General features: G+C 50.9%; 11 protein-coding genes. 2 read left to right on the forward strand and 9 right to left on the reverse strand.

The window, feature by feature from the left end:
* The first annotated feature begins 31 nt into the window (after positions 1-31).
* Positions 32-739 carry a two-component system response regulator ArcA gene (arcA, locus tag BFC17_RS22005; protein ID WP_070178677.1) on the forward strand — a complete coding sequence of 236 codons (708 nt, stop codon included), beginning with the start codon at positions 32-34 and terminating at the stop codon, positions 737-739.
* Positions 740-895: 156 nt separating this feature from the next.
* On the opposite strand, the gene pmbA is transcribed toward arcA, so the two are convergent.
* The gene (pmbA, locus tag BFC17_RS22010; RefSeq protein WP_070178678.1) at positions 896-2,227 is read right to left on the reverse strand and encodes a metalloprotease PmbA; all 1,332 of its coding nucleotides are present in this window, start codon (positions 2,225-2,227) and stop codon (positions 896-898) included.
* 70 nt (positions 2,228-2,297) lie between these two features.
* Between pmbA and yjgA the strand changes: the two genes are divergently transcribed.
* On the forward strand, positions 2,298-2,849 hold the full coding sequence (gene yjgA, locus BFC17_RS22015) for a ribosome biogenesis factor YjgA (RefSeq protein ID WP_083271900.1): 552 nt from the start codon (positions 2,298-2,300) through the stop codon (positions 2,847-2,849).
* Here the strand turns inward: yjgA and tldD are convergent.
* From tldD to BFC17_RS22055, 8 genes are read right to left on the reverse strand one after another with little or no spacing between them, the layout of a single operon-like run.
* Positions 2,846-4,288 carry a metalloprotease TldD gene (gene tldD, locus BFC17_RS22020; RefSeq protein ID WP_070178679.1) on the reverse strand — a complete coding sequence of 481 codons (1,443 nt, stop codon included), beginning with the start codon at positions 4,286-4,288 and terminating at the stop codon, positions 2,846-2,848. The genes yjgA and tldD overlap by 4 nt on opposite strands.
* Entirely contained in the window at positions 4,272-5,105 is an 834-nt protein-coding gene (locus tag BFC17_RS22025; RefSeq protein WP_229681097.1) for a carbon-nitrogen hydrolase family protein, read from the reverse strand. The genes tldD and BFC17_RS22025 overlap by 17 nt, the downstream gene beginning before the upstream one ends.
* Entirely contained in the window at positions 5,092-8,997 is a 3,906-nt protein-coding gene (locus tag BFC17_RS22030; RefSeq protein ID WP_070178680.1) for a YhdP family protein, read from the reverse strand. Before BFC17_RS22030 ends, BFC17_RS22025 begins: the two co-directional genes overlap by 14 nt.
* A complete protein-coding gene (gene rng, locus BFC17_RS22035) occupies positions 8,994-10,460 on the reverse strand; it encodes a ribonuclease G (protein WP_070178681.1) in 1,467 nt (488 codons plus the stop codon). The genes BFC17_RS22030 and rng overlap by 4 nt, the downstream gene beginning before the upstream one ends.
* The gene (locus BFC17_RS22040; protein ID WP_070178682.1) at positions 10,457-11,041 is read right to left on the reverse strand and encodes a Maf family protein; all 585 of its coding nucleotides are present in this window, start codon (positions 11,039-11,041) and stop codon (positions 10,457-10,459) included. Before BFC17_RS22040 ends, rng begins: the two co-directional genes overlap by 4 nt.
* Positions 11,038-11,514, reverse strand: coding sequence for a rod shape-determining protein MreD (gene mreD / locus BFC17_RS22045; RefSeq protein WP_070178719.1), 477 nt, complete (start codon positions 11,512-11,514; stop codon positions 11,038-11,040). The genes BFC17_RS22040 and mreD overlap by 4 nt, the downstream gene beginning before the upstream one ends.
* Positions 11,510-12,373 carry a rod shape-determining protein MreC gene (mreC, locus tag BFC17_RS22050; protein WP_070178683.1) on the reverse strand — a complete coding sequence of 288 codons (864 nt, stop codon included), beginning with the start codon at positions 12,371-12,373 and terminating at the stop codon, positions 11,510-11,512. Before mreC ends, mreD begins: the two co-directional genes overlap by 5 nt.
* A 37-nt stretch (positions 12,374-12,410) precedes the next feature.
* Positions 12,411-13,454, reverse strand: a complete 1,044-nt coding sequence (locus BFC17_RS22055; protein ID WP_070178684.1) for a rod shape-determining protein — start codon at positions 13,452-13,454, stop codon at positions 12,411-12,413.
* Positions 13,455-13,654 lie beyond the last annotated feature (200 nt).

A 13,654-nucleotide genomic window follows, 5' to 3' on the forward strand; every position in this document is an offset into this window, starting at 1 on the left:
GAATAGTAATTTTTGTAAAAAGAGTGTGAACATGCAGACGCCCAACATATTAATTGTAGAAGATGAAGTGGTCACCCGAACCACACTAAAAAGTTTGTTTGAAGCCGAAGGCTACAACGTTTTTGAAGCAGAAAACGGCGAACAAATGCATGACTTTTTTGAAAATCACACAATCAATCTGGTAATTATGGATATTAATCTACCTGGTAAAAACGGATTGATTCTGGCTCGTGAAGTACGTGATCGTAAAAACATCGGCCTGATTTTCTTAACCGGTCGTGATAATGACGTAGACCGCATTTTAGGTCTGGAAATTGGTGCAGATGATTACCTCACCAAGCCGTTTAACCCACGTGAGCTGACTATCCGCGCACGTAACCTGTTAAGCCGCACTACCAGCAGCACCGAAGACGATGATCTGCCTAGCCGCGTAAGCTTTAACGGCTGGACGCTGGACGGTGACAGCCGCTCACTGATCGCGCCAAGCGGTAACGAATTCCGTTTACCTCGCAGCGAATTCCGTGCTCTGCACCTGTTTTTAAGCAACCCAGGTAAGATTCTTACCCGTGAACAGCTGATTATGGAAATGACCGGCCGTGAACTGCGCCCGAATGACCGTACAGTAGACGTTACTATTCGTCGCATTCGTAAGCATTTTGAGTCTGAGCCGAACGAAGAAGAGTTGATCGTCACCATCCACGGTGAAGGCTACCGTTTCTGCGGTTCTGTAGACAGCTAAGAAAACAAACGCTCTTTTACGTATTGAGTCACAGCAGCAACCGGTGTAAGCCGTTGCTGCTGTTTTGCTTTATGCGCTTTAGTCAGATGGCATGGGAAATCTATTTCCGGCCCCTGATATGCAAAAGGCCCTTAACGGGCCTTTTTGTATGGTTAGTTACGCACCGGCAATCTTCATTTTTTCCAGTAATACCGCACCGGTACTAACACTGCCACGGCAATCCCGTTCAGCGCCAATCGCCACGATATTGGCATACATTTCCTGCAATGTGCCGGCAATGGTGATTTCGTGCACCGGATACTGAATCACGCCGTTTTCTACCCAGAAGCCTGCTGCACCGCGCGAATAATCGCCGGTCACAATATTAACGCCTTGCCCCATCATCTCGGTTACGTAAAGGCCGGTCCCCATGGTTTTCAGCAGCTCGGCATCCGACTGACCAGAATCGCTGATAATCCAGTTATGAATACCACCAGCATGACCATTGGTAACGGTGTTAAGTTTACGTGCAGAATAACTGGTGTACAGATAGGTCGACAGCTTCCCGGCATCAACAATAGTCATGTCTTTGGTTGCGACGCCTTCATGGTCAAAGTTACTGCTGGCCAGACCGCCTTTAATGTGCGGGCGTTCAACGATGTTTAACCACTCGGGAAATACCTGGCTACCGAGCTTGTCGAGCAGGAAAGACGAACGGCGGTACAGAGAACCACCACTAATCGCGCCCACATAGTGGCCAAACAAGCTCGAGGCGAGCTGTTTATCAATAAGTACAGGCACTGTAGCCGTTTTAATTTTTTGTGCGCCCAGGCGCGCTACAGTGCATTTTGCCGCTTCCAGACCAACCGCCTCAGGTGAGTCCAGTTTACTGGCATCACGGCTTACGGTGTAGGCGTAGTCTCGCTGCATATCGTCATTTTCACTGGCGATCATCATACAGCTTAAGCTATAGCGACTGCTGGCGTAACCTGCATTAATGCCATGGGTATTGCCATAAACGCGCATACCAATGTTGGCGTTGTAGCTGGCACCGTCTGAATTGGTGATCCTTGGGTCAAAGTCCAGCGCCGCGCTCTCAGCAGCAATGGCCTTCTGAATGGCAGCCTGTGGGTCCAGCGGCACCGGATGGTACAAATCGAGGTCCGGAAATTCCGTCGCAATCAGCTCGGCATCGGCCAGGCCTGTGCAGGGGTCTTCACTGGTGTAACGCGCAATATCAACCGCTTTTTCAACGGCCAGCGCGAGGGCTTCCATACTTAGGTCGGCAGTAGAAGCGCTGCCTTTATGTTTACCCACATACACGCTAATCCCCAGACCACCGTCGTTGGTAAATTCGATATTTTCCACTTCCCGTAAGCGAGAGGAAACCGAGATTCCCTCAACCTTCGACATGCTGGCCTCGGCCTGAGTAGCGCCCTTTTTAAGCGCTAACTTAAGCGTATCGGCGACTTTCGATTGAATTTCTGCTAGTTGTTGTTCGATCTGCATAGAAGTTTCGCTATAAATGTCCGTTGTTCATGGCTACAATTTAGCATTATCAGTTTTAAACGAGAGTCCAATGAACGACCCAGGTCAGTATGATGACACTAATTGGGATAACGACGACAGCTATCCCGAGCACGATGAAATCGTTAGTAAATCTGAGCTTAAACGCCTGTCTGCCTTACAGCAGCAAGTTGGCGAGCAACTCGTAAATTTGTCTGACGCGCACTTAAAAACCATCCCTATGGATGATGAGCTGGCCGATGCAGTAACGCTGGCCCGCAAAATAAACCGTAAAAAAGATGGTTTTCGCCGTCAGTTACAGTTTATTGGTAAGTTAATGCGCAGTCGCGATATCTCACCCATTGAGGAAGCGCTGGCTAAGTTACAACATTTGCACCAGGCGCAAAATGCGCGCTTCCATCTGTTAGAAAAAACCCGCGATGCCATTGCTGACCGAGGCGATGACGCCATTCAGGCAGCCATTGATGAATGCCCGGCACTTGAGCGCCAGAAGCTTCGTCAGTTTCACCGGGCAATTGGCAAAGAGCGTAGCAAAAATGCTCCGCCTAAAGCCTATCGCGAGTTATTTCAGTATCTTAAAGAACATATGCTGGACCAGGATTAACTGGTCCCGCCAACGGTCAGCTCGTCAATTTTAAGGGTGGGCTGACCCACGCCAACCGGCACGCTTTGGCCGTCTTTACCACACACACCTACGCCACGATCGAGCGCTACATCATTACCGATCATGGAAATTTTCTGCATGACTTCCGGGCCATTACCAATCAGCGTTGCGCCTTTAACCGGCGCGGTGATTTTGCCATTTTCAATTAAATAGGCTTCGGCGCTGGAGAAGACAAACTTACCGGAGGTAATATCCACCTGACCACCGGCAAAGTTAGGCGCGTAAATGCCCTTGTCGATAGTGGCAATAATTTCTTCCGGGCTGTACTGGCCTTCCAGCATGTAGGTATTGGTCATGCGGGGCATGGGCAAATGCGCGTAAGACTCTCGACGACCATTACCGGTAGGCTTTACTCCCATCAGGCGCGCATTCATTTTGTCCTGCATATATCCGGTTAGCACACCGTCTTCAATCAGCACGTTATGTGCCGTTGGCGTACCTTCATCATCCACTGTCAGCGAACCACGGCGGTTATCCAGGGTACCGTCATCTACCACGGTAACGCCCTTGGCCGCCACCTGCTGACCAATGCGGCCAGCAAAGGTCGATGCGCCTTTACGGTTAAAGTCGCCTTCCAGACCATGCCCTACTGCTTCGTGCAGCAACACACCCGGCCAACCGCTGCCCAGCACAACCGGCATGAGTCCGGCTGGCGAAGCAATCGCCTGCATATTCACCCGGGCCATATGCAGGGCATCGTCTGCGATTTGTTCATAAAACGGCCGGCCATCTTCCTGACGGGTAAAGAAAGCATAGGTATGACGTCCACCCGCACCGGCACTGCCGCGCTCACGGCGGTCGCCGTTTTCCAGTAATACCGAACAGTTCAGGCGTACCAGCGGGCGAATATCCGTTGCCAGGGTGCCATCGCTGCCAGCCACCAGTACTTCCTCGTATACGCCGCTTAACGACACAACTACCTGATTTAGGCTGCTGTCCTGCTGACGAATGTAAGCATCGACGGCTTTAAGTAAGGCAATTTTTTCGGCTTCGGCCATGGCCAGAATGGGGTTGTCAGACGCATAACGGCTAACCGGTGCGATATCCGTTAGCTTACCTACTTTAACCTGGCCACCAATAGGCGCAATACTGCGTGCGGCAGTACAGGCTTTGGTAATAGCCTCGACACTGATTTCGTCAGAGTAAGCAAATCCGGTTTTCTCACCGCTTACGGCACGAACACCTACCCCACGCTCCAGATTAAAACTGCCTTCTTTAATAATGCCGTCTTCCATTACCCAGCTTTCATGCTGGCTGGATTGAAAGTACAGGTCGGCGTAGTCGTTTTGATGAGAATGGATCGACGCAAGCGCGGTATCCAGAGAGGCGCGGGTTAATCCCGAGTCAGCCAGTAGATTTGTTTCAACTTGATTTAACAAAGTGACTCCTGAAACGATTATGTTGAGCCAATGGCATGGCCTGACGGTATTTTTTGATATCTGCAAGGGACACTGTTTGCTGCACAATGCCCGGCGTAGTTTCGCGTTGTGCCAGTAAATCTCCCCATGGCGAATATATCACGCTGTGCCCATAGGTTTCACGACCATTTACGTGAGTGCCGGTTTGATCGGCGGCAACTACAAAACACTGCTTTTCGATAGCTCTGGCACGTAACAATGTATGCCAGTGCGCAGCACCGGTAACCTGGGTAAACGCGGCCGGTAACACCAGTACGTCAATCTCGCCCATAGCATCAAACAAACCGGAAAATCGCACATCGTAGCAAACCGCAACGCCGATTTTGCCTACCGGGGTGTCGATAACCACCACTCGCTCACCGGGTTGGGTGTATTTGGATTCACGGTAAGCCTTGGTGTTGTCTGCCACCGCAGCATCAAACATATGGATTTTATTATAACAATCCAGTACCTGGCCTTCCGGTCCATAAACAAAGCAGGAGGCCGTAAACTTTTGCGGATCCGCGGTCGTCGCTGGAATTGTGCCAGCCACCAGGTAACAGCGGTAGCGAGCGGCAATATCCGCTAAGCGCTGCTGAATAGCCCCATCACCAGGTTGCTCAGCAATACTTAGCAACACACCATCACGGGTGCCAAAACAAGCAAAACACTCAGGTAATACAACAATAGTATGGGCGGGTAACGCTGCTTCCGCCAGTTGTGATTCAACGAAGTCCAGATTGCTCTGAACATCTGGGCCGGACGTCATTTGTATAGCGGCCAGATTAACTGTCTGCATCGATAGGCTCCTGCTGCTGTATTGGGGCAGGGGGTTCAGCGTCGATACCGTCTTCCTCAGGCGGTTTACGCTGTGCGGGCAGCTCGATTTCCTTGCTGTTACGCCCCACCTCTTCTAATTCCGGATTATCCAGTGTGCCGGTCACATGATAATTCACATTAGAGATCACTTTGGCCGAGGTCAACACCTGATCGAGCGCCAGTGCTGCCAGTGCAGTGGGCGGATTCACCATAAAATACACCAGGAAAGGTAAATTCCCGGTCACATTGGGGGCAAAACTCACGTTGTAATTTAGCGTGCGATGGGCCAAATCGGTGTAGCCGGTTATCTCAATTTCACCGGCACCGCCATCAACTACGGTATCAGAAGTGCTGGCCACACCATCGATTATGTTTAAGCTGCCTTTAATGTCGTCGTAAAAGAAGCCCTGAGCAAACACATCCCTGAAATCCAGACTCAGCTTTCGTACCAGCGAGTTAAGGCTGAAAATAGTAAATATGCGCGAGCCTTTGTCGCTGACCTGAGTTAAATAGCCGTCGGTCAGCTCGGTGTTGACGCTACCGTTTAACGTCTCAAGCGAAAAGTTAAACGGCGAATTATCCCAGTCGAGGGCAAAATCAATATTCGCCTTAGAGTCTTTGATCCCGGAATTAACGCCTAACTCAGCCAGCAGTGCGCCAATATCGGTACTGGTAATTTCACCTTCAAAATGGGTGGTCGATTGCGCAGCAGATTTACGTAACCAGCTGCCGGTAGCCCGGAGTTTGCCGTCGTCGTTAGTCGCATCAAAACGCTTTATCATCATCCCGCCATCAACCCGGGTGACTTCCAGGTCAACGGTACCAAACTCTTTATCAAGGAAGTTACAGGCGTCACAGTGGAAACGCAGAGGTGGCAGCGCGTCCGGCTGATAATCGTAAGCCACTTTTTGTTGTTCAGTGTCAGCCTCGTCAGATTGCCAATCAGTCAGACGAATAAAATCTGCATCCACTTCGATACCTTGCTCCAGCCAGGCATCAAACAATTTCACTTCGGCCTTTGCCTGCGACGACAACACGTTTAACGACCAGTTATTACTCTGCTGGCGCGCCGAAATGGTGACATCGGTCAGGGTTTGACCCGCCACCAGCAGATTTTCGGTTTCAATAAAAATTCGTTGCGGTACCGAGAAATAGTTATGCCCGGATGCCACTTTGGCTTCTGCCTCAACGTCTTCTGCCAGTCCACCAATCAGTAAATCGATCACCCGGTACCACTGTGCCACATCCACTACCGGCATCGCAGCAGAAATACTAAAACCGGTTCCCAACCCTACGATATCGCTGTTACCCAGCGCCAGGTGGGCACCGGCAAATTGTCGGACATCGTGGGGTAACACGCCGGAAAAATGCACGTCGTTGCCAAGACTAAGGGTAACATCCGAAGCATCCTGGTTACCGTCCACCAGCACCATCAGCTCTTTAACCGTCATCTTGTCTTTTTGCAGCGGCTCCGGCAGTTTCGACACTACCCCACTTAACTCACTGTTAAGGGAGGCATTATATTGAAAACCTTGTTGTCCCAACGACACCGAAATATCGGTTTGCCACTGCGCATCGCCGGTTAAATAGGGCTGGAAAGCCGGGATAAATTGCTTAACCAAAGGCTGTGCAGCCCACTGACCATTAAGTTCGATATCCAGTAAATACTCATCGCTAAGCTGATTACCTGCCAGTGTGACCGTGACCGGTTGCTCAAACAAATTAGCCGCCAGCTTATTGATAGTAATAGTCGCGTTAGCAAACTCCACCTCACCATTCACCGCCCCAAAGGTAAGCCCCAGGCTTTCGATACTGACCTGGTTACCAGTGAGTCGGGCAACGCCGGAGGCTTTCACATCCTGGCCCGTTAGCGGGATTTCCAGTTTTACGTCACTTTCTACCTGGCCTTCAACCACCACTTCCTGACTGAGTATTTTACCCAGCGAGTCGCTTAGCCCGGAGTGGCGCATCAGATCGGCAACCTGTGCTCCACTGCCATTGCCTTTAGCGTCAATCGTGAGTACCGAAGATCCGGCTAAACGCGGGATCCTGGCATAGACATTGGTTAGCTGAATGTCTTTGAGCTGGCTCGCCGGGCTGGTCATGGTTAATGACTCATTTTCAAACAGCAAATGCATATTTACGTTGGCAAGAGCAGGCCAGTCCGGCGCAAAGGTAAAGTCGGCATTGTTTACGTCTACGCTGGCCTGAAAAACACCCTGCCCATCGTTAAACGGAAATGCTGCCGGGTTGCCATACCATAGTACCGCAGCCTGCTGTACTTCACCGCCGCCACTAAAGGCCCGGGTCAGGTAATCCACCGTGCCCTGCCCCATATAATGGGCGGGAAACAGGCCGGGTACCTCTGGCAATGACATGTGGTCAATAGCCATGGTGGCGCTTAGCATACCGCTGGTAAACTGATAACGAATGTTTTGCCTGAAGCGCAGTAAATCACTTTCTACGTCTAAATCCCGCAGGCTCAACACCCATTCAGTGTTGGCCTGTGTGGTTTGTTCCCGGTAAACATAGATTTGGCCTTGCAAACGGTTAAGCGTCATATTCTGCGGCAGCAGATTATTAATAGCCAGCTCAGCATTGGTGGCATCCAGTGTCAGCGCGCCATGGTCGCCGTACCAGAAAAATTCGCCATCAATCGCATTGATGCCTGGTACGCTGCCGCTTTGATTCCAGTGCATATCAAACACTTTAGCGGCCACCCCAAGCGCCTTGTTATGCCACTGAATTTGCAACGTAGCCAGTTCGGCGGTGGGATTCAGCTGCTTTACCAGTTTGCCGCTGTTGCCTTCGGCAAACAGTGGCGCCAGCGCAATAATAGGCGCCAGGGAAATGGGTTTAACGGTATTAATAGTGAGCTTGCCCGTACTATCCACGTTGCCCACCAGATCGGTTACCAGGGTATTGCTATCCGCTTGCAAAATGAGCTGGTCAACCCTGACCGACCAACCATTATCAGTGGGTAATGCCTGAATCTCTCCGCCCAGAATTTGCGTCTGCAATACGCTGCCTTCGTTATCCAAACGCCAGGCAATATCGCTGTCGTCAAACTCCATTTGCACCGCTTCTACCCGGTTTTTCTGCAGGCTGGCCCAAAATTCAAAATTGCCACGACTGTATTGCAGCGGTGAACGCGTCGGTAGTAAGGCACTGATCCAGGGGGAAATATCCAGCGATTCACCTTTTACATATAAGGTTCCGGATAAGTCTGATTTACCGCCATGCAAATCCAGCACAAAGGAGGCCGAATTGTTAGCCAGTTCCTGAACCCGAATCGCGCCGCGCCCCTGGTGTCTTCCTTCACGATTCACCCAGTAAAGTTGTGAAAGTTCTATCACTTCCTCTTCACCCGGGGTCACCAGGACAACTTCACCGTGTAACAGCGAAAAGCTTTGGAGCTGATCGAGGAACAGACTGCGCAGCGCTTCTACAATAGGAAAATCGCCTTCACCGCCTTTTTCCATGCGCTGGGTATCAATTTGGGCGTGCAGTCCGACTAAATCAAAGCGTTTGGAAGACAGCTCTCGCTGCTGCAAGGTTTGCCAGAAATCCACTTCCACGTAAACCTGTTCCAGCTTAAGCTCCACCGGTGACAGATCATTTTGCTGAAATTTCACACCATTGAGGACAATACTGGGTCCGGTCCCCTGCCAAGCCGCCGACAAGCTTTCGATAGTCAGCTGGATGCCATACTGGGCACTCAGGTAGTCTTCAATCAGGTGTTTTTCTTCATCAAGATAGGGCAAGGTGTAACGAAGTGCACTCAGCGCCACCGCAAACAGCACTAAAGCAATGGCGCAAAATAACCAAAGCTTTTTAACAATGTAGGTGGCGACACTGAGCACTCGATTCACATCATTACCACATCATACTTATCCTGGTTGTATAAGGTTTCGGTTTGTACTTTAATTTGTTTCGAAACAAATACTTCCAGTTCAGCCAGCATATGCGACTCTTCGCCCAGCAGATAGTCGGCCACGGTTGGCGAGGCGTAAACCACAAACATATCAGCATCGTAAGCCCGGTTTACCCGCACAATTTCACGCATAATCTCAAAACAGATAGTCTCAATGGTTTTAACCGTGCCACGGCCTTTACACACCGGACAGTCACCACACAGAATGTGCTCGAGGCTCTCACGGGTGCGTTTGCGGGTCATCTCCACCAGCCCCAGTGAGGTAAATCCATGAATATTGATTTTTGCGCGGTCTTTGCTGGTAGCCGCTTCCAGACTATTGAGCACCCGGCGTTTGTGATCGGCGTTGGTCATGTCGATAAAATCAATCAGGATCATACCGCCCAGATTACGCAGGCGTAACTGACGGGCAATGGCCGCCGTGGCCTCAGTATTGGTGTTAAAGATGGTTTCTTCCAGATTACGATGGCCGACAAATGCACCGGTATTAATGTCGATGGTGGTCATGGCCTCGGTTTGATCGATAATCAGATAGCCACCGGATTTCAGATCGACCCGGCGCTCCAGCGCCCGCTGCATCTCATTTTCTACATCGTACAAATCAAAAATTGGACGGTCGCCCGGATAATACTCCAGCTTGGAATGCATTTCCGGCACGTACTCGCGGGTAAACTGACCCAGCTCCTGATGCGATAAATTGGAGTCAATACGAATTCGGTCCAGTTCGGTGCCGACAAAGTCGCGCAACACACGACGCGCCAGCGGTAAGTCTTCATACAACACATGAGAGCGGCGCTTTTTCATGCGCTGTTGAATTTTACTCCACAACCGACGCAAAAAGGCCGCGTCTGCTTTTAGCTCAGGCTGACTAACACCTTCCGCGGCGGTACGTAAAATAAAGCCACCTTCGTCGTCACAGAATTCTGCTACCAGTTCTTTTAAACGCTCACGTTCGGTTTCGTCTTCAATGCGCTGGGAAACCCCGACGTGGGTAACGCTGGGCATAAACACCAGATAGCGGGAAGGAATAGTAATATCAGTAGTCAGGCGCGCGCCTTTGGTGCCAATGGGATCTTTTACTACCTGCACCACAATATCCTGGCCATCACGAACCAGATCGCGAATATCGTGTTTTTCGATATGGCTGGTAGACACCTCGCCAACCACTTCATTGTGAATGACAATATCTGAAGCATGCAGAAAGGCGGCTTTATCCAGGCCGATATCAACAAACGCCGCCTGCATACCCGGCAATACCCGACTTACCTTGCCACGGTAGATATTGCCCACCAGACCACGCTTGGTATGCCGTTCTACGTGCACTTCCTGCAAAATACCATTTTCAATCAGCGCAACACGTGATTCCGACGGTGTCACGTTAATTAGCAATTCTGCACTCATTCGATGACTCCAAATTCTGTCAGCAGCTGTACGGTCTCATACAGTGGTAATCCAACCACAGCGCTGTAGCTCCCTTCAATCGACTTTACAAACTGACCACCAATGCCCTGAATTCCATAGCTCCCGGCTTTATCTGCCGGTTCACCGGTTGCCCAGTAATCGTCTATCCGGGCCGCTGATAACGGGCCAAAATGCACAGTGGTGGTGACGCATAGCGTTGTTTGCTGCGTGCCATCTAACACACTCACCGCAGTCATAACCTGATGGCTTCGGTTGCTTAGTGCCGACAGCATACTGGTGGCGTCGACTTTGTCGGCCGGTTTGCCCAGGGCTTTATAATCAAGCACCACCACCGTATCTGAGGCCAGCACAACAGCAGTATCCTGCTCTTTAAGCAAACGGGCAGCCGCAATGGCTTTTTCAGCGGCGAGGCGCTGCACCAGCGTTTCGGCGCTTTCGCCCGCCTTAGCTGACTCATCTATATCGGCCGGTCTTGCAGTAAATTTGACCCCAATCTGACTTAATAGTTCGGCGCGGCGTGGAGAGGCAGAAGCCAGTACCAGTGGACGAAGCTGCTTCATGTGATCCTCAATTGCCTTCTTACTTTACGTAACATCCAGAATATCCAGGGCCACAACGCCATGGATGTAAGCACCGGCCACAAATCTTCAAAGCGGAAATTGACGTCCATCAGCAGGCGCATCAACCAGAACAACAGCGAATGATAAAGAGCCGAAACCACGCCGATAATAATGGCCTGCTGCCATACGGAGTAATTACGTAACCGCTGATAGTTGGCGGCCAGAACATAAATAGCCACGCTTAGCGCAAAACTGTGCACTCCCATGGCAGTACCCAGCAAAATATCCAGCGCCAGACCACTGGTAAAGGCCACGCCCACGTTTGCCCGGTGTGGTAACGCCATTACCCAGTATGACAACACAATGAGTACCCAGTCAGGGCGGTATAAATCCACCTGCGCCGGCACCGGAATAATCTGGAACACCATGGCCACCAGCAATGTCAGCGCTATGGTGTAGTGGCGAACCTTAATCACTGCTCACCTCCCCATCCACAGGCGGTGATTCAGGCGCATCCTGGGGCCACAGTAACAGCAAGAATTTAAGGCGATTTAGCTTTGCCAGCGGTTCTATATTAACCTGGGCAAAGGGGCGCGACTCATCCCGCACCACGCGGGTCACTTCAGCCACCGGATACCCTTCCGGAAAAACCTTACCCAATCCTGAAGACACCAGTACATCCCCTTCTCGAATATCGGCACTGTGCGGTACATGGCTAAGATAGAGTTCGTCAATGGCACCGCCGCCAGACGCGATAAATCGGCTGTTATTGCGTACCGAGCGCACGGGTATAGAATGTGTTACGTCGCTGATTAACAGTACCCGGCTGTTAATACTACCCACTTCCATCACCTGTCCCACAATACCGCGCTCATCCAGCACAGACTGCCCCAGAAACACGCCATCAATAGCGCCTTTGTTAATAACGATCTGCTGGCTGTAAGGGGTGTTGTCCACCGCCATGAGTTCGGCCACCATTTTGCGCATATTCTGGCGCACCGGCGCATCCAGTAAGCGACGCAGTTTGGCATTTTCCTGCTCAAGCACGGTAAAGCGCTGCAGCTTTTCGTTGAGCAATAAAATACGGTTGGTCAGTTGCTGGTTTTCTTCAATGAGGGCCTGTTGCGAAGTTAGCCGCTGGGCGCTGGCGTTAAGCAGCTGCCCAGGCAAATTCGCCAGATACTGAACCGGGCTCACCAACGAGTTAAGAAATACCCGGGTCGTCGAAAACGTATCCAGCTTATAATCAAGCACGATCAACAATACAGACATTGCCAAAGCTAATGCCAAGCGAATATTCAGCGAGGGGCCACGGGTAAATATTGTATCCATAATGCAAGAAGGCAACCGCGAGGGTTGCCTTATTTATTTACTCGTAACTAAACAAATCTCCACCATGCATGTCTATCATGTCGAAGGCTTTGCCTCCGCCACGGGCCACACAGGTGAGTGGGTCGTCAGCGATAACCACTGGAATGCCGGTTTCTTCCATCAGCAGGCGGTCTAGATCCTTCAACAAGGCACCACCACCGGTAAGTACCATACCGCGCTCAGAAATATCTGACGCCAGTTCTGGCGGAGATTGCTCCAGCGCCACCATCACTGCCGATACGATACCGGTTAACGGCTCTTGCAGTGCTTCCAGAATTTCGTTTGAGTTAAGGATAAATCCGCGCGGTACACCCTCGGCCAGATTACGGCCGCGCACTTCGATTTCGCGTACTTCTTCGCCCGGATAAGCCGCGCCAATCTCATGCTTGATACGCTCGGCGGTGGCTTCACCAATCAGTGAACCAAAATTACGGCGGATATAGTTAATGATAGCTTCATCAAATTTATCACCACCGATACGAACCGACGAAGAATACACCACACCGTTTAAGGAAATAATAGCAACTTCGGTAGTACCACCACCGATATCGACCACCATTGAACCTGTGGCTTCTGACACGGGTAAGCCGGCACCAATCGCTGCTGCCATTGGCTCGTCAATCAGATACACTTCACGAGCACCCGCGCCCAGGGCGGATTCTTTAATGGCACGGCGTTCTACCTGGGTGGAACCACAGGGAACACAAACCAGCACGCGCGGGCTTGGGCGTAAAAAGTTATTGTCGTGCACTTGCTTAATAAAGTGCTGAAGCATTTTCTCGGTGACAAAGAAGTCGGCAATTACGCCGTCTTTCATTGGTCGGATAGCACGAATATTGCCTGGCGTTCTGCCGAGCATACGTTTTGCCTCGGCACCAACCGCGGCTACGCTTTTCGGGCCGGCAGCGCGTTCCTGACGGATAGCAACAACCGAAGGTTCATTCAGCACGATCCCCTGATCTTTAACGTAGATCAACGTATTGGCTGTTCCGAGGTCGATGGACAAATCGTTAGAGAACATGCCTCGAAGTTTTTTAAACATGAAGTGGTATTTCCTGTAATAAGCACTTGTCACTGCGCCGTGAAGTGCGGGAATAAGGCGGCTGGACGTGATTTAACAACTATCCGCACACTTTAACAATGGGGGCTATTTTGAGCAAGTAAACAACCTGCATAAAGCAAAAAAAGCCGCGCCCGAAGTTCATTTTGATGCTACTTCGACCGCGACCTTTAGCAGGCGTT

Source organism: Marisediminitalea lipolytica (assembly GCF_001758465.1).
Classification (GTDB): Bacteria; Pseudomonadota; Gammaproteobacteria; order Enterobacterales; family Alteromonadaceae; genus Alteromonas; species Alteromonas lipolytica.